At 31.4% G+C, this 23049-nt stretch carries 18 protein-coding genes; 3 read left to right on the forward strand and 15 right to left on the reverse strand.

Annotation, left to right across the window (positions count from 1 at the left end):
* Positions 1 to 82: 82 nt before the first annotated feature.
* The 7 genes from trpA to HMPREF2663_RS05655 are packed head-to-tail and all read right to left on the reverse strand — an operon-like array spanning position 83 to position 6391.
* Complete coding sequence (gene trpA, locus HMPREF2663_RS05625; RefSeq protein ID WP_002446386.1) at positions 83 to 814, reverse strand: tryptophan synthase subunit alpha; 732 nt, start codon at positions 812 to 814, stop codon at positions 83 to 85.
* Positions 780 to 2015 carry a tryptophan synthase subunit beta gene (trpB, locus tag HMPREF2663_RS05630; protein ID WP_002446385.1) on the reverse strand — a complete coding sequence of 412 codons (1236 nt, stop codon included), beginning with the start codon at positions 2013 to 2015 and terminating at the stop codon, positions 780 to 782. Before trpB ends, trpA begins: the two co-directional genes overlap by 35 nt.
* Before the next feature lie 3 nt (positions 2016 to 2018).
* Positions 2019 to 2642: a phosphoribosylanthranilate isomerase gene (locus HMPREF2663_RS05635; RefSeq protein ID WP_046044549.1), complete on the reverse strand. Its 624-nt coding sequence runs from the start codon at positions 2640 to 2642 to the stop codon at positions 2019 to 2021.
* Positions 2632 to 3420: an indole-3-glycerol phosphate synthase TrpC gene (gene trpC / locus HMPREF2663_RS05640; RefSeq protein WP_070845947.1), complete on the reverse strand. Its 789-nt coding sequence runs from the start codon at positions 3418 to 3420 to the stop codon at positions 2632 to 2634. The genes HMPREF2663_RS05635 and trpC overlap by 11 nt, the downstream gene beginning before the upstream one ends.
* 3 nt (positions 3421 to 3423) lie before the next feature.
* Positions 3424 to 4419, reverse strand: coding sequence for an anthranilate phosphoribosyltransferase (gene trpD / locus HMPREF2663_RS05645; protein WP_070845949.1), 996 nt, complete (start codon positions 4417 to 4419; stop codon positions 3424 to 3426).
* Between the two features lie 2 nt (positions 4420 to 4421).
* Positions 4422 to 4988 carry an anthranilate synthase component II gene (locus HMPREF2663_RS05650; protein WP_002446381.1) on the reverse strand — a complete coding sequence of 189 codons (567 nt, stop codon included), beginning with the start codon at positions 4986 to 4988 and terminating at the stop codon, positions 4422 to 4424.
* Entirely contained in the window at positions 4985 to 6391 is a 1407-nt protein-coding gene (locus tag HMPREF2663_RS05655; RefSeq protein ID WP_070845951.1) for an anthranilate synthase component I, read from the reverse strand. Before HMPREF2663_RS05655 ends, HMPREF2663_RS05650 begins: the two co-directional genes overlap by 4 nt.
* Before the next feature lie 660 nt (positions 6392 to 7051).
* On the opposite strand from HMPREF2663_RS05655, the gene HMPREF2663_RS05660 reads away from it, so the two are divergent.
* The gene (locus tag HMPREF2663_RS05660) at positions 7052 to 8140 is read left to right on the forward strand and encodes a prephenate dehydrogenase (RefSeq protein ID WP_002457488.1); all 1089 of its coding nucleotides are present in this window, start codon (positions 7052 to 7054) and stop codon (positions 8138 to 8140) included.
* A 73-nt stretch (positions 8141 to 8213) separates the two neighbouring features.
* Here the strand turns inward: HMPREF2663_RS05660 and HMPREF2663_RS05665 are convergent, their stop codons facing one another.
* A complete protein-coding gene (locus HMPREF2663_RS05665) occupies positions 8214 to 9476 on the reverse strand; it encodes a Y-family DNA polymerase (protein WP_002446378.1) in 1263 nt (420 codons plus the stop codon).
* A 143-nt stretch (positions 9477 to 9619) separates the two neighbouring features.
* On the opposite strand from HMPREF2663_RS05665, the gene HMPREF2663_RS05670 reads away from it, so the two are divergent.
* Positions 9620 to 9805: a 2-hydroxymuconate tautomerase gene (locus HMPREF2663_RS05670; protein WP_001831035.1), complete on the forward strand. Its 186-nt coding sequence runs from the start codon at positions 9620 to 9622 to the stop codon at positions 9803 to 9805.
* Between the two features lie 62 nt (positions 9806 to 9867).
* On the opposite strand, the gene HMPREF2663_RS05675 is transcribed toward HMPREF2663_RS05670, so the two are convergent.
* The gene (locus HMPREF2663_RS05675) at positions 9868 to 10857 is read right to left on the reverse strand and encodes an LCP family protein (RefSeq protein ID WP_002457490.1); all 990 of its coding nucleotides are present in this window, start codon (positions 10855 to 10857) and stop codon (positions 9868 to 9870) included.
* 135 nt (positions 10858 to 10992) lie between these two features.
* Between HMPREF2663_RS05675 and msrA the strand changes: the two genes are divergently transcribed.
* Positions 10993 to 11508, forward strand: a complete 516-nt coding sequence (gene msrA / locus HMPREF2663_RS05680) for a peptide-methionine (S)-S-oxide reductase MsrA (RefSeq protein ID WP_070845953.1) — start codon at positions 10993 to 10995, stop codon at positions 11506 to 11508.
* Between the two features lie 193 nt (positions 11509 to 11701).
* On the opposite strand, the gene mprF is transcribed toward msrA, so the two are convergent.
* From mprF to parE, 6 genes are all read right to left on the reverse strand, one after another.
* On the reverse strand, positions 11702 to 14224 hold the full coding sequence (mprF, locus tag HMPREF2663_RS05685) for a bifunctional lysylphosphatidylglycerol flippase/synthetase MprF (protein WP_070845955.1): 2523 nt from the start codon (positions 14222 to 14224) through the stop codon (positions 11702 to 11704).
* Positions 14225 to 14474: 250 nt separating this feature from the next.
* Positions 14475 to 15692 (reverse strand): AI-2E family transporter, encoded by a 1218-nt coding sequence (locus tag HMPREF2663_RS05690; protein WP_002446374.1) that lies wholly within the window; start codon positions 15690 to 15692, stop codon positions 14475 to 14477.
* 146 nt (positions 15693 to 15838) lie between these two features.
* Positions 15839 to 16687 (reverse strand): glucose PTS transporter transcription antiterminator GlcT, encoded by an 849-nt coding sequence (glcT, locus tag HMPREF2663_RS05695; protein WP_070845957.1) that lies wholly within the window; start codon positions 16685 to 16687, stop codon positions 15839 to 15841.
* 195 nt (positions 16688 to 16882) lie between these two features.
* Entirely contained in the window at positions 16883 to 18340 is a 1458-nt protein-coding gene (locus HMPREF2663_RS05700) for a glutamine transporter AlsT (RefSeq protein WP_002490504.1), read from the reverse strand.
* A gap of 211 nt (positions 18341 to 18551) precedes the next feature.
* Complete coding sequence (gene parC / locus HMPREF2663_RS05705; protein ID WP_070845959.1) at positions 18552 to 20954, reverse strand: DNA topoisomerase IV subunit A; 2403 nt, start codon at positions 20952 to 20954, stop codon at positions 18552 to 18554.
* On the reverse strand, positions 20951 to 22945 hold the full coding sequence (gene parE / locus HMPREF2663_RS05710) for a DNA topoisomerase IV subunit B (RefSeq protein WP_161388156.1): 1995 nt from the start codon (positions 22943 to 22945) through the stop codon (positions 20951 to 20953). The genes parC and parE overlap by 4 nt, the downstream gene beginning before the upstream one ends.
* Between the last annotated feature and the right edge of the window lie 104 nt (positions 22946 to 23049).

The raw sequence follows: 23049 nt of genomic DNA on the forward strand, positions 1-23049 counted from the left end.
TTAATTCATAGAGTAATCATTGTTTTTGCTATGTATATTTTTCATCTGTTTTCTTAACTTTGATTTAACTTTATATATATTCTTAAAAAGAATTCAACGCAGTTCTGATTGATTTGATATAAGTGATAAATTCTTTTCTTGAATCTATTTCAATACGTTTTACAATTTCACTACCAATTACAATACCATCTGCAACGGACGCTATATCTTTAACATGTTCAGGATTTTTGATACCAAATCCAGCAACCACAGGAATTTTTGAAACTTTTTTTATATATTCAATTTTTCTCTTTAAATCTGGATGGAACTCCCCACTATTACCTGTTGTGGCATTCATTGTTACCGTGTAAATAAATCCTTCTGAATTCTTTGCAATTTGCATAATCCTAGCATCACTTGCGGTCATAGCAATTAACGATATTATTTTAACAGAATGATGATAAAATTCTTTTTTAAACTTTTTTGTAAGTTCGTAAGGTAAATCTGGGATAATTAAACCATAAACACCAGCTTCATCACACTTATCCAAAAATAATTTTTCTCCATAAGCACTTAGAATATTATAATAAGTCATCAGTACATACTTAGATGAAATAGTATTTTTATTTTTTATTAATTCATCAAAAATGAAATTAATGTTTGAACCCTCATCAATAGCCTTGCGTCCTGCCTTCATAATTATAGGTCCATCTGCAACTGGATCAGAAAATGGCACACCAATTTCAACAATGTCTGCTCCATTCTCAGTTAATGTTTTTAAATGATGAATAAAATTTAAATCACCCATAATATACGGAATGAATAATTTGCTCATTTTGTTCACCACCGTTTTCTTTGTATTGTTTAATTGTTTCCATATCTTTATCTCCACGTCCTGAAATAGTCACAACAATAATTTCATTTTCATCCATATTTGGCGCTAACTTTTCAACGTAACTCAATGCATGTGCACTTTCAATTGCTGGAATGATACCTTCAACTTTTGAGAACGTTATAAGTGCTTCCATAGCTTCATTATCTGTAGCACTTACATATGATACACGACCAATATCATTATAATACGAATGTTCAGGTCCAATACCTGGATAATCAAGTCCTGCTGATATAGAGTGTGCCAATTCAATTTGTCCATCATCATTTTGAATAAGGTACATTCTAGAACCATGTAATACACCTGGTTTACCTTTCCCTATGGCTAAGGCATGATTATGCGTATGACTTCCTTTTCCTGCAGCTTCTACCCCATATAATTTAACGTCATCTTGTATAAATGGATAGAACGTACCTATTGAATTGGATCCTCCACCCACACACGCGACTAACGCATCTGGAAGTCGTCCTTCTTTACTTAAAATTTGGCTTTTAATTTCATTACCAATCACACTCTGAAAATCTCTGACCATTGTTGGAAACGGATCAGGTCCCAACGCTGAGCCTAACAAATAATGTGTATCTTCAACATGATTCACCCAATATTGTAAAGCTTTATTTACTGCATCTGATAATGTTCCTTGCCCATCTGACACAGACACTACTTTAGCCCCTAGCAATTCCATTCTAAATACGTTAAGTTGTTGACGCTTGATATCTTCACTTCCCATGAAAACAATAAGGTCCATATCGAATAAAGCAGCGATGGTGGCACTTGCTACACCATGTTGACCAGCACCTGTTTCGGCTACTAATTTAGTTTTCCCCATCCTTTTAGCTAATAGTGCCTGTCCTATCGCGTTATTAATTTTATGAGCACCAGTGTGATTTAAGTCTTCTCTTTTAAGATATATCTTGGCACCTCCTAACAATTTTGTGTATGATTCAGCAAATGTTAAAGGCGTTTCTCTACCAACATATTCACTTAAATAATAATTAAATTCTTCCTTAAAGTGAGTATCTAACTTCGCGTCTTCATATGCTTTTTTTAGTTCAATAATAGCTGGCATCAATGTTTCAGGTACATATTGGCCACCATATTCACCGAAAAAGCCTAATTCATCTACTTCTGTTTGAATTTTCATTAATTATACGTCTCCTTTCAAAAATTTTAATATTTGAGTCATCTTATTAAAATCTTTTTCATTATGTGATTCAATGCCCGTTGAGATGTCATAACCACGTTGTCCAAATGAATATTTTTCTAATCGTTTTATCTTTTCAAAATCCAAACCACCCGCAATGAGAAAATCAACATCTTTTACTTTTTTTAATAATTTCCAGTCAAAACTTTGACCTGTACCACCGTATGTGATTGATGGTGTATCTATAATAAACATGTCTATCTCATCTTTATACTTTTGTATGTTATTATTTAAATTTCTTGTTGCTGGAATTGCTTTTATGATTCTTATTTTTGAATTAAGTTTCCTAATATTTCTAATTAATTCAATGCTCTCATTTCCATGTAATTGGATTGTGTTAATATCAGTTTGATTAATTATTCTCTTTATGGTAGACATTTGAGGATTTACGACAACTACTACTTTCTCTATATGATCTGGCACTATTTTAGCCAAATATTTTAATTGTTTCAGTGAGACATGTCTCTTACTATCGGGATAATGTATAAACCCTACTGCATCAACTTCTAATTTTCTAATTTTCTTAATATCACTTTCGGTTTTAAAACCACAAAATTTAACTATCATAGAGATTCTTCTTTAACTTTAAACTAGGCAAAAACTGACTTAAGTCATTTGTTTTCATTAATGCCTCCCCTACAAGTAAACCGTCAATACTTGAATCTACTATTTTCTCAACATCTTTTTTTGTATGAAAACCACTCTCTGAAATGTAGCGGCAATTAGACTTTTTAAACTTTAGTAATTTATTTGTATGTAGAACATCGGTTTCAAATCGCTTTAAATCACGATTATTAACACCAATAATTTTAGGGTTAATTTGGTGTGCACGTTCAAGTTCACTAATTGTATGAACTTCTACTAGAACTTCTAAATTATGGTTTGTCGCATATGAATACAATTCTTTTAATTGATCATCACTTAAAATATTTACTATTAATAAAATAATAGATGCACCAGCTCGTTTTGCAACATCTATTTGAATTTTGTCAACAATAAAATCTTTACATAAAACTGGTAACGATGTTATCTTTGATAACTGATTTAATCGTTCAAAACTACCGCCAAAGTATTTTTCATCAGTTAATATTGAAATAGCATTAGCACCATATTTTTGATAATCTTTAACTTGTTGAACAAGATCACGTTGCGGTAATTGAGGTACAGATGGGCTTTTCGATTTTATTTCAGCAATAACTGATAATCTTTTATCATAGTTAAGTGAATCAATCAGCTTTCTCCTCTTAACATTTCCGTTATCTTGTAAAATTTCAAGTTGTTTATCATAGTATTTACGCTCAAGCAAAGTTTTTTTATACTCTATAATTTCATTTAAAATAGTCATTTCTTAACCTCCCATTTTCAAATATTGTTTCATTGCCATACCTGTATCAATGAGATATTTAGCTCGCTCTACGCCATGTTTGATACTTTCCACTTGCTCAGCAACATATAAAGCAATTCCTGCATTTAACAAAACTACAACTCGTTTACTTGAGTGATCGTTGCCACTTAGAATATTCAATGCAATTTGTTTATTTTTTTGAGGTGAACCACCTATCAACGTGCCATTCTTTGCATAAACTAAACCGACTTCTTCTCCTTTTAAACTATATTTTTTTAATGCGCTTTCGCTGTTAACTTCATAAATGATATTTTCACCAGAGAGCGTGGCTTCATCCATACCATTTGCACCATGAATTAAAATTGCTCGTTTTCTACCTAAATCTTTTAAAGTTTGTGCTATATTTTCAAGTTGTGAAGCTTCATATACTCCCATCACTTGATAAGTTAATTTGAAAGGATTAATTAATGGTCCAATCAAGTTAAAAATTGTAGGTGTTGCAATCGATTTTCTAATTGATTGAAGCTTTTTCATCATTGGATAAGAATCCGTTGCACTTATGAATGCTAATCCTTTCGAATTTAATTGTTGCTCTACTTCGTTCATTTTGTTTGTTTTTATATTCATTTCATGTAGTACATCTGTACTTCCTGAATGTGAAGTAATACTTTTGTTTCCGTGTTTAATTACTGGCACTCCTGCACTTGCTACAACAAAAGCTACAGTTGTAGAAATATTAAAGCTATTTGATTGATCTCCACCTGTGCCACATACACACATAGCTTTATTATAAAATGGTTGGTCTGGATAGTTTGTCTGAATAAAGTATTCAACTAAATACGTTAGCTCATATTGACCCATGTCTTTGTTTGTATAAGCTTTCAATAATTCTACCTTTACATTGGTTTCAATATTTGAATCAAATAGTGTAATAATAAATGATTGCATATCTTTTTTAGATAAGGATTTATTTTGTTTAATTTTCTCAAGAAGGGTCATTTTCAACTTCCTCTCGTTGCTATATTGATAAAATTAATAATGATTTGTTTCCCATTTTCTGTAGCGAAAGACTCTGGATGAAACTGTATGCCATAATGCTTTCTATTTTTGTGTTGGAAAGATTGTATACAATCATATGTTTGGCCAGTGATTAATAAACTTTCTGGAAATGAGCATGGATCACTAATTAATGAATGATAACGCATAACTTTGAAACTTGACTTAATTCCTTTGTATAGAGGTGACCGATTAACAATAGTTAAAGTATCTACTTTTCCATGTTTGACACAACTACCTTGTATGACATCGCCACCGTAATAACAAGTGAGCGCTTGTGCACCTAAGCAAACACCTAAAATGGGTAAATTTTCGAAATTTTCAATTAATTTAATTAATAATTGATTGTCTAATGGATGTCCAGGTCCTGGTGAGATAATGACTGCTGTAATACCTTTCAGATTACATATATTTGGATCGTCGGGATATTTAACAATCGTTTCACATTGTTTTTCTACAATATCTACAAGATTATAGGTAAAAGAATCATAGTTATCTATTATTAATATCATGGAGTTACCTCCAATAAACTTTTAGCTTTAAGTTTTGTTTCTTCAAGTTCTTTCTCTGGAATAGAATCATATACTACTCCACATCCTGCCTCGACACTGACGGTTTCCTCATCGATAATCATGGTGCGTATAGCCAATGCAAAATCTAAATGATGATTACAGTTGATATACCCAACACCACCGCTATAGATACCTCTTTTATATGGATAAGATTCGTATATTCTCTGTATAGCTCTAAGTTTAGGTGCACCTGAGACAGTACCTGTTGGTAGTAAACTTGCGATGACGCTCATAGGAGATAGATTTGGTTTTAATTCTCCAGTGACTTCACTAACGATATGCATGACATGTTCATAACGTTCTATTGTCATTAGTTTTGTAATTTGTGAAGTGCCTGTTTTACTTATTCGATGAATGTCATTCCTTCCTAAATCTACGAGCATACGATGTTCACTCAATTCCTTTTCATCTTTCATTAATGTCTTTTCATTGTTTTCATCTTCTATTTTATTTTGACCTCTTTTAATTGTTCCAGCTATAGGATTCGTATAAACTTTTCCATTTTTCACCTTTACAAAACTTTCAGGAGAACTTCCTATTACAATCGGCATATCTTTATTAATGTAATACATATATGGACTAGGATTTTGTCTCTTTAAATTTTGATATAACTGAAAAGTTAATTGATGTAAATTATGTTGAAAATGGTGTTTATAACTATAAATTCTTGAAGGAACTACTTGAAACATATCTCCTTCAGTAATTTTCTTTTTTAGTCTTCTTATAGTCTGAACAAACTTTTGCTCTGATATATTGGTGGTTATATGTCGAGGGATGGATTTATATTTTATATCCTCAACCGAAAAGTGTATCTTTTTTAAGTCTTCAATTTTTCGTTCAATAGATTCCTTTAATCTTTCTTTTGTTCTATCAGAAAATAAGTTACTTGCGATAATATATAATTCATCTTTATAATGATCAAAAACAAATACATCTTCCACTAGATAAAATTGGACATCATGAGTTTGATGATCTTCTAATTTAATATCTTGTAATTTTTTAAATTCATGTCGTACTAAATCAAAGCTACAAGTCCCTATAAAGCCGGAAATAAAAGGCAAATCTTTTAAATATTTATCTTTTATTTCAAAATAATATTTATCTACTAATTCCTTAAGTCGTTGATACGGTTGATTCTTAATTATTTCACAATGGTTGTCTAGCTTAATTAAAAGTTGAGAATTATCTAATGTAATTTTGCCATAATGATCGAATATTACTATCGAGTACCTACCTTTAAGTTGCTGTTGATTGGTACTTTCAAAAATAATCTTTTTTTGTTTTAATTTTGCTAAAGCCTCTGGCGTAATTTGAGCATTCACTTTTTTGTATACAATATCCATTGATTTCCTCCTTTTCCAAAAAAAATCAGCCTCCTTCGTTATAAGGACGCTGACGCGTGGTACCACCTTTATTAGCAGAATATAATATATTCATAGCTCACTTGTTCAATTTATTTTAAGTTGTTCCACAAAACCCAATTTCACTAAAGACGGTGTTAGTTCTCATCTACCACTAACTTTCTGGTGCTACCTCAACTTTAGATACTTCATTTTGCTTCAAAAAAACCACAATAACGCTATCATTCTATAAGGACGCGTTACCGTGGTGCCACCTTAGTTAACAAATATGTTCACTTTAATGATTAAGTTAAAATTTGATAGCCCATTTCATCTATTATCATGTGCTAATTTACATCTACCATTAGCTTTCTGCTTGCTACAAAATATAATGATTACTCTATCAATCAAATTATCTGATTTTTCTAATTATTTAGTATAATACCTATCTTTCTCTAATTTGTCAACTGACTTTAAAATTAAATTGAAAAATTTGTTGAGTTTATCTTTATGTCCTATATAAAAACGTACTGAAATTAAACTATAAATTCTTCTTTATTTAATAACTTAAAATCATACATAAGTTATATTTGTTATTGAATACTTGAAATAACTCATATACAATATTGTTATTCTGAAAATTCTGAAATAAGGAGGCGCTCTATGCGAAATATTTTATTTGTAGGGTTAGGCCTTATTGGCGGTAGCTTGGCGAGTAATTTAAAATATCATTACAGTAATTTCAATATTCTTGCATACGATTCAGACTACACACAACTTGATAAAGCCCTTTCTATAGGTATTATTGATCAAAAAGTTAATGATTATGCTGCTGCTGTTGAGATAGCAGATATAATCATCTTTGCGACTCCTGTTGAGCAAACAATTAAGTATCTATCTGAACTTACAAATTACAATACAAAAACTCATTTGATTGTAACAGACACAGGTAGTACCAAACTTACTATACAATCATTTGAAAAAGAATTATTAAAACATGATATTCATTTAATTAGTGGTCATCCTATGGCAGGAAGTCATAAATCTGGTGTTTTAAACGCGAAAAAACATTTATTTGAAAATGCTTATTACATTCTTGTATTTAATGAAATGGAAAACAATGAATCCGCGACATATTTAAAGCAATTACTTAAACCTACTTTAGCAAAATTTATCGTTACCCATGCAAATGAACATGATTTCGTAACCGGTATAGTGAGTCATGTTCCACATATCATCGCTTCAATTTTAGTTCATCTAAGTGCTAATCATGTCAAAGACCATTCTTTAATCGAAAAATTAGCAGCCGGTGGCTTTAGAGATATAACTCGTATAGCAAGTAGTAATGCTCAGATGTGGAAGGACATCACTTTAAATAATCCAAATCATATTTTATCTTTACTTAACGAGATTAAAGAACAAATTACTGGTATTGAACATTTGATACAAGAACAAAATAGTAATAGTATTTACGATTTCTTCGTTAAAGCTAAAGATTATCGTGATCAACTTCCTGTTAAACAACACGGTGCAATATCTACTGCGTATGATCTTTATGTTGATATCCCTGATAAACCGGGTATGATAAGTCAAATTACAAACATCATAAGTTCACATAATATTTCTATTATAAACTTGAAGATTTTAGAAGTACGTGAAGATATTTATGGTGCTTTACAAATCAGTTTTAAAAATCCCGAAGATCGAGAGAATGCTATAAAAGCCCTCGCAAATTTTGATACTTATTATTAAATAAATTCCCCTTCCAGTCGTTATCTTTTCGCTTCTATATGTTGCACGACGAGGGGGAACTCTCTTTGTATATCTACATTTTATGACCAGCCATTAGTCCTAATCGACCATGCTTTGTACCAGCTTCGGTGTATGAAGTCGCTTTTGACACAATTCCTTTTCCATATTTTAAATGTAAGTGATCAATGGTTTTAGCAAGTTTTTCATCTTTCTTACGTTCATATTCATCAATGAATAAGTTAAGTTGTCGATCGCTTTCTTTAATAAACTGAGTTAACGATACACTTAACGTTCTATACAATGCTTTTTTGTCACACAGACGATTTGCAAAATAATTAATGACTTTGAATATATCTCTTTCTAAATTTGTAGGATCCTCCAAGGTGTATTGCTTATGTATGCCGCCACCTTCTGCATAACCAAAAGAAAAATGAATTGTGCGCGCAAGCTTCTTTTCTGCTCTTAAACGACTTGCTACATCTTCTATCAATTCTTGCATGACAACTTTGGATTCTTCAAATTGATAGTCTCGCATTAAAATCTGACTTTTACATATTGAAGGATTTGTTACTTTATATTTTTCTCTTACTTTACTTTGATCAATACCGTTTGCATGTAGATGCATATCTATACCTAAAACTCCAAAATCTCTTTTTAAATAATGATATGGATACTTTGCTAAATCTCCTATTGTAAATATTCCTCTTTTATTCAATTTCTTTTCTGTACGCTTATTAATCCCCCAAAAATCTCTAAGTGGTTGAATTGGCCATAATTTTTCAGGTACATCTTGATAACGCCATTCAGCTATACCGTTTTCCGTATGCTTAGCTTCAATATCCATTGCAACCTTGCTCAATAGCATATTCGAGCCTATTCCAATGGTACAGTGAATACCTGTTTCTTCTAATATTTCATTTTGAAATCTTTTACAAAAAGCAAAAACTGTTGAATTAAATCTATGGTAACTATCCGTTACATCCATGAAAAATTCATCAATACTATACTGATGTAAATCTTCAGGTGGAACGTACCGCAGTGCAATCTTTGAAATTGCAACAGATACATTTAAATACTTTCTCATACTTGGATTAATAATATAAATGTCATTACGATGCGGTATCTCAAAAAGTCTTGATCCCGTTTTAATACCTAATTCTTTTAACTTTGGAGTTGCTGCTAGAACGACCGAACCTTGCCTTTTCGTATCTGCTACAACTGCTAGCTTAGTTGTTAATGGGTCCAATCCTTTTTCCATACATGATACACTCGCAAAAAAACTTTTTTGGTCTATGCAGAGTACATCCCTATCTTCTAATAAATTGTAATCATACATAACTGATCCTCCCTTACAAAACCATTATATAAGAACACTTGTTCTATTTCAATGCTAATAAGAACATTTGTTCTTATTCATTCTTCTCATTTTCATGCTATACTAAAAGAGCCAATGTTATATAGCAAAGGAGAATGTTGATTATGCCAATCATTAATGTGAAATTATTAGAAGGCCGTTCTGATGAACAACTTAAGGATTTAGTTACGGAAGTCACTCATGCTGTAGAAAAAACTACAGGTGCAAATAAAGAAGCGATTCACGTGGTCATTGAAGAAATGAGAAAAGATCATTATGCTGTCGGTGGCGTAAGAAAATCTGATCAGTAAACATAAAATCCCTGAAAGTAAAACAATTATTATTAATTGTCTTACTTTCAGGGATTCATTTTTTAATTATCTTCAAAGAAATTTTTGATTGCTTGCTTATTTTTCTCAGAGTCTATTTGAAGCGCACTACCGTCATTATTTGTATTAATATCTTGGTAGCTTCCTTTAATAGGAACTGTCAAAGATTGCACATCTTTATCTCCACGAATTCCAAAACTTATACCTGTTTGAAAAATCGCAGAGTTAGGCATGTTTGTGTTAACATAACCTCTTAAAATACCAGCAACTTTTGGTAGTTTCGCAACTGTATTGAAATTAACTAACTCTTGTTTTAATGTTTGCATCACTTGTTGCTGTCTTCTCACACGACCAAAATCTCCTTCCGGATCATGACGAAATCTAGCATAACCAAGTAATTCTTTACCATTTAACTTATGATGTCCTTTTTTCAAAGACACACCTATATTTTCAGACATGTCTTTTTCCACATCAATTGGGACACCATTAGGCTGTAGTTCATCTATCATTTTTTCAAATCCCGTAAAATCTACTACAGCGTAATACTCAGGATTAATACCTAAATTTTTGTTAAGTGTTTTTCTTAACAATTCCGGGCCTCCAAGTGAATATGCGGCATTAATTTTATATTTATCATAACCAGGAATATCAGCATAAATATCTCTCATGACAGACATCATTTTCATTTTTTTATGTACGTAATCATATTGAACAATCATAATCGAGTCAGTACGTGACTTGCCACCTTGAGCCTTATCTGCACCAAGGACAAGAACTGAAATCTTCCCATCATTTTTCATATTCCCATTAAATTTATGCACTTTCACATCCTTAGCATGTTCTTTAGCATACTTCATACCACTGTTATACTGATGGGTAATATACACAATGATAGAAATTAAAATAATAAGAATGATTAAAATGATAAAAGGTAACTTCCGCATTCTTTTTTTATTTCTTCGCCTAGAAGGTGTCGAAGTTGTTCCTTTCTGTCGTCGATACTCTGTTTCTTTAATATCCTTCTGTTCAGTCATATTTACCTACCTTATACCTTCAAAATTACATATCTATATACTATAATTAATATGTATTAACGTTATAGAAAAAGTATTCAAATTGCAAGAGTTTTTTAATAAATGGTACTAAGGTCCAATGAGAGGATGGCATAAATGAATATCAATACTGCATACTTTGCTGGTGGCTGTTTTTGGTGTATGACTAAACCTTTTGATACATTCGATGGTATCGAAAAAGTCACATCGGGATATATGGGAGGTCACTTAGTTAATCCTTCTTATGAAGAAGTAAAAACTGGATCTACTGGGCATTATGAAGTGGTTAAAATTGAGTATGATGTTGCTCTATTTTCATATCATAAATTATTAGAAATTTTCTTTTCAGTTATCGATCCTTTGGATGATGGTGGTCAATTTCAGGATAGAGGTTCTCAATATAAGACCGCTATTTTCTATTCAAATGAACATCAAAGACAGTTAGCTGAACAATATATATGTGAACTCCAAGATAGTTTTAACGCTGATAAAACAATTGCAACAAAAATTTTACCAGCATCAACTTTTTATGAAGCGGAAGCATACCATCAAGATTTTTACAAAAAGAACCCTGAACGTTATAAACAAGAACAACAAGACCGTGCTAATTATATCAAAGATAATCATATGTAAATAATAGATTGGGCCATGATTCATTTTGAATATATCACTCCATCTTGAAAATAAAAAATATAAATGTAGATTTTTGATAAAAAGATTTTTTCAATTTAGTCAACAACTACCTTAGATTAAAAATGCCTGGAACAACAATTGATGTTCCAGGCTATATTTATGGATATTTAGAGATAAATGTTTAAAACACTCATTATTTATGGCGTATGACTCTCATCACTTTAAGCATACTCTCCCACAGAGAATAATGCTTTTGATAAACTAAAAATCTAGGTTCCCAATTGGGGCTATATTTTTCTTTATAACGTCTTAATCCTTGAAAACGGTATAAACCATTGAAATGTTCAAATACACGCCCCGCCATTCTCTCTCTTAAATAAGAATAATGCAATTGACCTACATTGGAGAGTGTCGCCATTCCCATATTAAATGCTTTATACCCCTTTTCTTTACTCCATAACAACATATGAAGATATAATCCATCCATTAAAGGTAAATCCAATTCAGGCAGCCATCTAATTAAATCAACAGATATTGCATTATTAGAATAAGTAGGCATCAAACTACAAAATGCAATCATCTTGCCAGAATGATCTCTCATTACTCCAATAGGTGCTTTCGATAAATAAGTTTGAGTAAATTGACCTACAGAAAAATGCATCTCACTTCTTCCATCCAACCATTTATCACTCACAAATTTAAGTTCATCAAAGAAATCTTGAGTGAATGGTGGTTCAATAATTTCAAAATTGATATTTAAATCATCAAACTTATTAAGCGTCGCTCTAAAACCACGTCGTTTTTTACCAGATGTTGTAAACGTTGTTAAATCAATAATAGCTTCTTCACCTAATTTAAAGAATTGATTCCCAAAATTATGATATAAAGGCATATATTGATCACTTATTTGATAAAAAATAATTTCATAACCTTGATACTCAGCAAACTGATAAAATGCTTCTAATAATGACTCAAATGATTTAGTATTGCCAATTGGATCACCTAAAACGACAAGGGCATTGGACTTATATCGATACATAATAAAAGAATCTTTATTTTCATTAAAGAAACAATCTTTGTCACCACTATAAACCAGGTGACTTAAATAATTACCACCGTATTTTTGAATAATTTCATCGCAAAGTGTTAAATCAACGCTATGATGAGAACGTTTATACTTATAATCAAAAAGCCAAGCAATAACGCCAACGAGTAGCATAATAATAACAATGGTCATCCAAAAGTAATATCGTAATAAAGACGTATCAATCTCAATATGATAAACATCTAATGCATATAAAGTTTCTGATATTAAAATATGATTTAAATAAAGAATAAAGATACTAAGAAGTAGCATAAACGCCAACTTTTTAAAGCGTAATGGTCGTTTAAGTACTTGAGCACGTTGATAAGCTAAAATCAGTAACACAAATATGATAATGAGCCATGACAATAATAAAAATGACGCATAAGTATATATAGTCACACTAGCAATTAAAATAATAGAAATAAAGGCATAAATTATTGCACGACGACTGCCTTTATAAATACCTCTTACATTTAGAATAAGTAACAAACAAGCACCCGTTTGTATAGCTAAAGCAATATAATAGGCAAAATGATTTCCGTCATACAATCCATCATAGACAATAGTTAAATTGTTAATAAAGAAAATAATACTAGTTAAAAATATTAAAATTGCTAACGAAAATGAAGGTATTTTAGCTAAAATATCTTTCTGATAAGACCTCAAAAATGAAGTGAAGTCTTTTACAGGTATAAAGTACTTCGAATTGTCGAGATATTTTTTAGCAGTATTTCCAAATTCAAATGAAGATAATATAAGTGCAATCATCACTGGCACAAAATAATAAGCAAATCGATATAAAACTAATGCTAGAAGTATCTTTTCTTCAGAAATACCAAGTGATTTCAGTCCTAGTAACACGACTAAATCAAACGCGCCAAAACCACCTGGAATAAAACTAACTAAACCAGATAAAGCTGCAATAACAAATATACCTACAAAAGTCATAAATGAGATATGTATATCGACAATCAATGCAGCAAAATATAATACAGTAGCTGCTGCCATCCACTCAACACATGATACAACTGTACAATAAACACCCATAAAACGATTATTTCTATCTACAGGTCGTGCCACGGTATAGAAAATAAAGATAGGTAAAAATAATGCAACAATATATAAAATCCAACGTACCCATGAAATTTCATCAATCATGTGAGAAGCGTTAAATATACGCAGAACAACTAAGATAGATAATAAACTTAATCCCGTAAGCATAGATACTAAAATAATAGAAATATATTGCACAAGCTTTTTCGTGTCATTAGTATAATTTTTATATACAAAAGCTCTTACACCTGCACCTATAAACCCTCCAAAACCAATTATAGAATTTAGGGCGTTGATAATATAACTCACTCTAAAGACTCTAATCATCGGCATTTTAAGTTTAAGAGATTTTACTAAAATAATATCGTACAGTGATAATAAAATGAGTGACAGTCCCCCACCAGCAAATAGTAGTACGAGCCATAATCTATTAATTTTGCCAAACTGTATGAATGTCTCTTTAAAATTGATATGTGATAATTCTCTATAGAGTGTAAAAATTACAAAGATAAATAAAGCAGTGGCGAAAATAAGTTTTAAAAAAGAAAGTAATTTACTTTTTAATTCTTGTGTCATGTTTTCACTTCGATTCTAATTCAATATGATATATATCAAAATATATCATAAAGCTATGTCATATAGAATATCAATAAGCAAGATGAACCTTACATTATTGTAATACAATTTTCACATCATCCGAGGGATTAATTTGAATAAAATCATTTAACATATAATTACTAAGCATATCATGATTGTAAATGTATGTGATTTAAAATAAAAAAGACTGGAACATTGTTTTTTTGTTGTTCCAGTCTAAATTAATATATTATTGTTTAATTCCTTTTTCTTCTTCAGTGATAGTGTACTCACCAGCATCATTTCCATAGTAGCGATTGTATCTTCGTTTAAATAACATAAATATGTGTGAAACCAATACCTTAAGTACAGCGTATAGAGGAATACCAATAATCACTCCAACAATGCCCATTAAATTTCCTGCACATAATAAAATGAAAATAATTGTTAAAGGATGAATTTTCAATGTTTTACCCATAACGTTAGGAGAGATAAAGTGGCCTTCAAAGAATTGGACAAGTGTCCATACAACAGCTAACTTTAATAACATCAAAGGTGAAGTAATAATCGCGATAACAATCGCAGGCGATATTGCTATTGTCGGTCCTAAATAAGGAACTACACTAGTGACTGCAGCAATACTTGCTAAAACCAAGGCGTACTTAAGACCAATAATTGAATAGCCAATAAATAGTAATAATCCAATACAAAATGACACAATAATTTGACCTTGAATGTACGAACCAACTTGTACACTCATCTTTTCTAACAAGTCATGAAAATCTTTTCTAAATTTAGGTGGCATAATTTTTGTAGTATAATCTTTAAATTTATGACCATCTTTTAACATAAAGAACAACACAAAAGGTGTAGTCCCAATAACAATACCGATATTCGCGACTGCTTCAGCAAAAGTTGCAAGTTTAGATCCAAATCCATCTGAGTAATCTGAAACCATAGATGGTATCTTTTTCTGAGCAGATTCTAACCATTCGTTCACTTGTCCCATATAACCAGATAAAATTGTATTATTATTAAGTTTATCAAGGGATCGCGTAATTTTATGTAAATAATTAGGTGTATTTTTGATAAAACTTTCTATCTGTGATCCAATAATTGGAATAAGTAAATTAACTATTAATGTAATAATACCAACAATTGCAACATAAATAATTGTTATACCTAATAGTCTTGGAATACGATACCTCTCCATCATATTTACAATAGGATTGAATAAATAAAATAGTACTAATGAAACAATAATAGGTGCTGCTATTGTATTAAATACAATAATAAATGGTTGAAAGACATATGAAATTTTATCAAAGATAAAAATGACAATACCTAAAAGAACCAATGCAATTAAAGCATAAATAAGGTCATTTCCGCCTAAAAACCTCATAAATCTAGACTCTGACAAACTAAAAAAATGGCTTTTCTTTCCATTTATTTCTTTTTCATTTTTCATTAAATTCACCACGCCTTAAAAATACATCTATTTACTTTTTAATTTTATTGTAAAAATAAGCTTAAAAACACAATATTTATCTTACCACAAATAACAATACTCTAATCATTAAAGTCACTTTTCTTATTAAAAGAATATTTTAAGATTTATTTACTACTAATTTGAACTTCAAAATGATTGATATGTAGTGTTAAATAAACTATTTCCGCTTCGAATACATACACACTAAATTCACGTTGAATCATTTTTAATATTTTATAAGCTGTATTAAAACTACGTGGATACATAGTTTTTATCATCGATATAAAATTCTCTTGTGCTTCTAAATACTCACCTTTAGTTAATCGATATATTAAAAATTGTATGTGCCTTATAAAACGCTGATATTGTATAGTTTGTTTATCAATTGAATGTTGTAAATCTGTTTCAATAATTGTAATACTCTTATTGATTAACTTGTTTATTACTGAAATATCATGAATTGATAATTTTTCAGAGTTAGATGCAATATGTAATGCGATGAATCCAATTTCATCTTCTGGAAAATGTACGTCTAAGGTTTTATTTAATTTATCGATTACCTTTCGAGCAACATTGTATGCATTACTATAAAGATGTTTTGTTTCAATCACAAATGGATTTGTAATCATTTGATGTTGCTTAAGTCTTTTATAGGCATAAATGATGTGATCTGTAAGTGCAACAACCAAATTTTTATCATCTGTAATTAGACCAGATTCATTGATAATATTAACTGAGTCTATCACCGCTTGAACAACATGATCTTCTCCGAGCTCCAAAAGTGTTTTGTAGTGTTCTTGTTGCTCTTGTTGTTCTAATTTATAAATTTTTTCTATCGAAGCATTCTCTTGAACTGTCATACCAACCTTTTTATTAAAACCAATACCTTTACCAATTAAAACAACCTCTTGATGATTTTTTGTGCATATGATGACATTATTATTGAGTGTTTTCGTTATTACATACTTGCTCATCATAATCACCTTTCTAATATCATTATTAAAATTATAATGCTTAATACCTAAATTGAAAAGGAATCTATTTTGAAAGTTTTTACTGCTATTTAGAGACTGAATTAATGACATCAATACTTTAAATCTTTCCAAAAATTAAAACGGCTTGATACGTCAAGGGATATGTATCAAGCCGTTATTTTATTAATTTATTCACTATTTTTTTGGTATTCTTGCATGTTGTCCCCAAGTCTCAATGCCAAATAAATTTATTTCCAAGTTTTCGGGTTTAAACACAGGTCTCTTACCTTCTTTACGTTGTCTTTGATAATCTTTCATCACTGCAAATGCTATATTCGACAAACCTATAATTGATATGATATTTACTATTGCCATAAGACCCATAAATAAATCGGCAGTACTCCATACTGTTTCTGTTTTAGCAACAGCACCTACAAATACTAAAAGTACTACAAAACATCTAAAAATAAATAATATCATCTTATTGTTAGATAAAAATTCGATATTGGATTGTCCATAGTAATAGTTACCTACAACAGATGAAAATGCAAATAAGGTAACTGCTACAGTTAGGAAAATACCTCCTGCTGAACCTAAATGTTCGTTCAACGCTGATTGCGTAACTGCTACACCTTGAGGCGCACTATCACCAAATTGTAAACCAGAATATAATAAAATCATAATTGCTGTAGCTGTACAAACAAGCATAGTGTCAAAGAATACACCTAATGATTGAATTAAACCTTGTTTAACGGGATGAGGCACAGCAGCTGTAGCAGCAGCATTAGGTGCAGATCCCATACCAGCTTCGTTTGAAAATAAACCACGTTTAATACCTTGAAGAATAGCTGCTCCTACAGCACCACCAGTAACCTGCTGAACTCCGAATGCACTTTTGATAATAGTGCCAATCATAGGTACAATTTGATCTATATTGAGTAATAAAATGATTAAAACCATACCTATATAAACAATAGCCATAATAGGCACAATAAGTGAAGATAGTGTAGCTATGCTACGAACACCACCAAAAATGATAATACCTGTAATAACTGCAAGTACTATTCCAGTAATTACAGGGCTAATATTGTATTGAGTATTTAATGATTCAGCAATTGTATTTGCTTGAACAGTATTAAATACAAAAGCAAATGTAACTGTAATTAAAATAGCAAATACAATTCCAAGCCATTTTTGGTTAAGTCCTTTTGTTATGTAATAGGCTGGTCCGCCACGGAACCCACCTTCTTTGTCATGTACCTTATAAACTTGCGCAAGTGTTGCTTCCATAAATGCACTAGCTGCACCAATAAAAGCAATAACCCACATCCAAAAGACTGCACCGGGACCACCAAGAACAATAGCAGTTGCAACACCGGCAATATTTCCAGTTCCTACTCTTGACCCAGCACTAATCGCAAAAGCTTGAAATGGTGAAATACCCTTCTCACCACTACTTAAAGTTTCTGGCTTTTCAGTTAATGCTCTAAACATCTCTGGTAACATTCTGAGTTGAATAAATTTAGAACTAATTGTAAAGAAAAAACCTGCTGTTAATAATAATCCAATAAGATATTGAGACCAAATTAAGTCATTCCCGACTTGAACAAATGTTTTAAACCAGCCAGGAATTAAGTTATCGAAATCTTGCAAAACGAATCCCTCTCATCCACTTAAATTTATCGTTTTAAATACACCAAGAGATTTATGCTTTAATTTCATTAACAAAGATTAAACATTCATATTAACAATAAATGTATATTATCACTTTGATAGTTCAAATTAGACATAAATCCCTTGGGCTCATTTTAGTTGCTATTATTAATTTTTATTTTATCATTTTATTTTGTGATTGCATATACTTTTACTCTAGAATCATACTTTCTACTTCTCCAAAATCATCAGTATCAATAATAAATGATCCATTCGTATATTGTTCAGATAAGTGTACATCATCGATTTTACCATATTCTTCATGATGTTGAGAGAATACAACATATTTCGTGTGATTTTCTTTAACTACTGCACCCGCCACAATCCGATGCGGTTTTTTCTTTAATTCTTTTAGTAAAGTGATTCCACGTTGTGCGCGTTTAGCTTCTTGAAGAACATTAAAATCAATACGCTTCATAGCACCACGTTGTGTAACCATTATTATGGAATCTGAATCGTTCACATCTTCTGTCATAACAACATAGTCTTCATCTTTAAGATTAATTGATTTAACACCAGCTGCTCTTAAGCCTGTATCCGATAATTCATTAGTTGAATAAGTTAATGACATGCCTTTATGCGTTAGAACAGTAATTAACTGATCAGTCTCTAATCGAACGACATTAATAAGTTTATCATTGTCTTTAACCTTCATATTTATGAGTGGTTTATTAAAACGAGTAGTTTTAAATTGTGAAGCGCTACTTTTCTTAATCATGCCGTTTTTAGTAGCCATAATATAAAAGGCTCCATTTTTAAAATCTTTTTCGTTGTATACATTTACTACTTCTTCATCTTCATCTATTGGCACAATTTGTGATATGTGTTGACCAAGCTCTTTCCAACGGATATCGGCTAATTTATGAACAGGTATAAACAAATATCTACCTTTATTTGTAAATACAAGAACAGTATCTTGAGTATTCACGGCTTCATGTTTTAATAAGCGGTCACCGTCCTTCAAACCGATTTCAGTCACACCGCTTGCGTTAAAACTACGTGTAGATGTACGTTTTATATAGCCATGTTGTGTCAAACTTAAAATCACTTCTTCACTAGGCACCATAACTTCTTTATCAATTTTGATTTCGGAAATTTCAGCTTCGATTGTAGATAGTCGATCCACTTTAAATTTCTTTTTAATTTCATTTAGTTCATCTTTAATTACTGCTAAAAGCGCCTCATGATTATCTAAGATATTTCTTAATTCTTTTATTAAAGCTTCTAACTCTTCATGTTCTTTTTTCAAAGCTTCAATGTCAGTATTTGTTAATCTATATAGCTGTAACATGACAATAGCTTCTGCTTGAGCTTCAGTAAAGCCATATTCTGCAACTAAATTATCTTTAGCATCTTTTTTATTTTTAGAATTACGTATCAATGCAATAACTTCATCAAGTATAGATAAAGCTTTCATTAATCCTTCCACAATATGCATACGTTTTTCAGCTTGCTCTAAGTCATAGCGCGTTCTATTTGTAACCACTTCAATTTGATGATTTAAATAACTTTCTATAATTTCACGTAATCCCATCAACTTAGGGCGGCCTTCACTAATAGCAACCATATTAAAATTATATGAAATTTGTAAATCCGAATTCTTATATAAATAGTTTTTGATTGATTCGCTATTAGCATCTTTTTTTAATTCGATTGCAATTCGTAATCCAGTTCTATCAGTCTCATCTCGAACTTCTACAATACCATCAACCTTTTTATCAGCACGTAATTCGTCGATTCTTTTAACTAAACTACTTTTATTCACTTCATAAGGAATTTCAGTCACAATTAATTGTTTACGTCCACTTCTTAAAGGTTCTTCATCTACTCGTGAACGCACGACAACCCTTCCTTTACCAGTCTCATATGCTTTTTTTATACCTTCTATTCCTTGAATGATACCACCTGTAGGAAAGTCAGGCCCTTTGATATATTTCATCAGCTGATTAATTGTAATATCAGGTTGATCGATATACTTCAATGTACCTTGTATCACTTCGGCAAGGTTATGTGGCGGGATATCAGTAGCATATCCTGAAGAAATCCCCGTAGATCCATTAATTAATAAATTAGGAAATCTCGCTGGTAATACCATTGGTTCCAAAGTTGTGTCATCATAGTTTGGAATAAATGATACTGTTTCCTTATTAATATCCCTTAATAGTTCTTCTGATAATTGACTAAGTTTAGCTTCTGTGTAACGCATAGCAGCTGGAGGATCGTTATCGATACTACCATTATTCCCATGCATTTCAATTAGAACATGACGTAACTTCCAATCTTGACTTAAGCGCACCATAGCATCATATACTGAAGAGTCTCCATGAGGATGATACTGACCTATAACATCACCGACAGTTTTCGCACTTTTACGGAAATTTTTATCATACGTATTCCCACTAGAATACATTGCGAATAGTATACGTCGTTGTACTGGTTTTAAACCATCACGTACATCAGGTAATGCACGTTCTTGAATGATATATTTACTATAACGTCCAAATCGGTCACCAATAACATCTTCAAGTGACAAATCTTGAATTATCTCACTCAATTCGTTTCCTCCTCAATATATTTTTCATTCTCTAGTATTTGGACTTCTTTATTATCCAAAATACTTTGATCTTCTTGCATACCAAATTCAACGTGTTTTTCAATCCACTCTCTTCTTGGGGCAACCTTATCCCCCATCAAAGTAGTGACACGTTTTGATGAACGAACTTCATCTTCAACTTGAACTCTAATTAATGTTCGAGTTTCTGGATTCATGGTAGTTTCCCATAATTGTTCTGGATTCATTTCACCAAGACCTTTATAACGCTGTAATGTGAAACCTTTTCCTAATTGTTTTTGTAAATTTTCTAATTCTTCATCAGTCCAAGCGTACTCAACTTTTTTATTCTTACCTTTACCTTTTTCTAATTTGTATAAAGGCGGTAACGCAATAAAGACACGTCCAGCTTGAACAAGTGGTTTCATATATTTAAAGAAAAATGTAAGCAATAATACTTGAATATGTGCACCATCCGTATCAGCATCTGTCATGATAATAATTCTGTTGTAATTACTATCTTCAATTTTAAAGTCAGTACCAACACCAGCACCAATAGTATGAATAATCGTATTAATTTCTTCATTTTTAAAAATATCCTCTAAACGTGCCTTTTCTGTATTAATCACCTTTCCACGAAGAGGTAAAATAGCTTGGAATTTACGGTCGCGTCCTAATTTTGCAGAACCTCCCGCTGAATCACCCTCAACTAAATATAACTCGTTTTTATCAGTATTTTTACTTTGCGCAGGAGTTAACTTACCTGATAGCAATGTATCTTTACGTTTATTTTTCTTTCCGGAGCGTGCATCTTCTCTAGCTTTACGAGCAGCCTCGCGTGCTTGTTGAGCTTTAATTGCTTTTTTAACTAATGATTTAGATAATTGGCCCTTTTCTTCTAAGTAATATGGTAATTTCTCTGAAACAACAGAGTCTACAGCACTCCTTGCTTCTGAAGTGCCAAGTTTTGATTTCGTTTGCCCTTCAAATTGAAGAAGTTCTTCTGGTATACGTACTGAAATAATCGCTGTTAAACCTTCACGAATATCATTACCGTCTAAATTTTTATCTTTATCTTTCAGTTCGTTTATACGACGTGCATATTCATTAAAAACACGAGTCATCGCTGTTTTGAAACCAACTTCATGAGTACCTCCATCCTTTGTACGAACATTATTTACAAAACTTAATATGCTCTCAGAGTACTGATCATTATATTGGAATGCTACGTCTACCTCTATTCCATTGGAATGCCCTGCAAATGTAGTAACATCATGTAATACTTCTTTACCTTCATTGACATAACTAACAAATTCTTTAATTCCTTCTTCGTAATGGTAGATTTCTTCTCGTTCTTTTCCACTACGTAAATCAGTAAGTGTAATTTTTAAATCTTTAAGTAAAAATGCAGATTCTTGTAAACGCTCACTTAAAATATCAAAATTAAAAGTCGTCGTTGACTTAAATATTTCTGAGTCTGGTTTAAATGTAACTTTAGTACCTGTTTTTTTTGTTTTTCCAGTTTTTACTAAGCCTGTCGCTGGAATACCACCATTTTTGAAATTTTGGGTGTAGATATTACCATCTCTATGAATTTCAACTTCAAGCCATTCACTAAGGGCATTTACAACAGAAGCACCTACCCCATGGAGACCTCCAGATGTTTTATAACCCCCTTGTCCAAACTTACCTCCAGCATGTAAAACAGTAAATATAACTTCTGCAGTAGGTTTGCCAGACGCATGTATACCTGTTGGCATACCTCGACCATTATCTTCTATAGAAATACTACCATCCTGATTAATTGTTACTGTAATTGCATCACCATAACCATTTAATACTTCATCGACGGAGTTATCGACAACTTCATATACAAGATGATGTAATCCTCGTTTATCAGTTGATCCAATGTACATACCAGGTCTCTTTCTAACAGCTTCTAGTCCTTCAAGTACCTGAATTGAATCATCTGAATAATTATTTTGTTTATTCATTGCCAATGATTTCGCCCTCCTACAAACGTACGTTCGTTATTAAAACTATACAATAGTTATTCTTATATAAATTCACCTAAATTGCAAGTGTCATTTAAATTACT

It is taken from the genome of Staphylococcus sp. HMSC077D08 (genome assembly GCF_001837945.1).
In the GTDB taxonomy this organism is placed as follows: domain Bacteria; phylum Bacillota; class Bacilli; order Staphylococcales; family Staphylococcaceae; genus Staphylococcus; species Staphylococcus epidermidis.

What these genes read in the sequence shown, in the direction of transcription:
- glcT (WP_070845957.1), bottom strand. Translation starts at nt 16,687, where the DNA reads ATGAGCAAGTATGTAATAACGAAAACACTCAATAATAATGTCATCATA.
- HMPREF2663_RS05650 (WP_002446381.1), bottom strand. Translation starts at nt 4,988, where the DNA reads ATGATATTAATAATAGATAACTATGATTCTTTTACCTATAATCTTGTA.
- HMPREF2663_RS05655 (WP_070845951.1), bottom strand. Translation starts at nt 6,391, where the DNA reads ATGGATATTGTATACAAAAAAGTGAATGCTCAAATTACGCCAGAGGCT.
- mprF (WP_070845955.1), bottom strand. Translation starts at nt 14,224, where the DNA reads ATGACACAAGAATTAAAAAGTAAATTACTTTCTTTTTTAAAACTTATT.
- HMPREF2663_RS05635 (WP_046044549.1), bottom strand. Translation starts at nt 2,642, where the DNA reads ATGATAGTTAAATTTTGTGGTTTTAAAACCGAAAGTGATATTAAGAAA.
- trpD (WP_070845949.1), bottom strand. Translation starts at nt 4,419, where the DNA reads ATGACCCTTCTTGAGAAAATTAAACAAAATAAATCCTTATCTAAAAAA.
- HMPREF2663_RS05665 (WP_002446378.1), bottom strand. Translation starts at nt 9,476, where the DNA reads ATGTATGATTACAATTTATTAGAAGATAGGGATGTACTCTGCATAGAC.
- HMPREF2663_RS05675 (WP_002457490.1), bottom strand. Translation starts at nt 10,857, where the DNA reads ATGACTGAACAGAAGGATATTAAAGAAACAGAGTATCGACGACAGAAA.
- msrA (WP_070845953.1), top strand. Translation starts at nt 10,993, where the DNA reads ATGAATATCAATACTGCATACTTTGCTGGTGGCTGTTTTTGGTGTATG.
- HMPREF2663_RS05670 (WP_001831035.1), top strand. Translation starts at nt 9,620, where the DNA reads ATGCCAATCATTAATGTGAAATTATTAGAAGGCCGTTCTGATGAACAA.
- trpC (WP_070845947.1), bottom strand. Translation starts at nt 3,420, where the DNA reads ATGACTATTTTAAATGAAATTATAGAGTATAAAAAAACTTTGCTTGAG.
- HMPREF2663_RS05690 (WP_002446374.1), bottom strand. Translation starts at nt 15,692, where the DNA reads ATGAAAAATGAAAAAGAAATAAATGGAAAGAAAAGCCATTTTTTTAGT.
- trpB (WP_002446385.1), bottom strand. Translation starts at nt 2,015, where the DNA reads ATGAAAATTCAAACAGAAGTAGATGAATTAGGCTTTTTCGGTGAATAT.
- parE (WP_161388156.1), bottom strand. Translation starts at nt 22,945, where the DNA reads ATGAATAAACAAAATAATTATTCAGATGATTCAATTCAGGTACTTGAA.
- trpA (WP_002446386.1), bottom strand. Translation starts at nt 814, where the DNA reads ATGAGCAAATTATTCATTCCGTATATTATGGGTGATTTAAATTTTATT.
- HMPREF2663_RS05660 (WP_002457488.1), top strand. Translation starts at nt 7,052, where the DNA reads ATGCGAAATATTTTATTTGTAGGGTTAGGCCTTATTGGCGGTAGCTTG.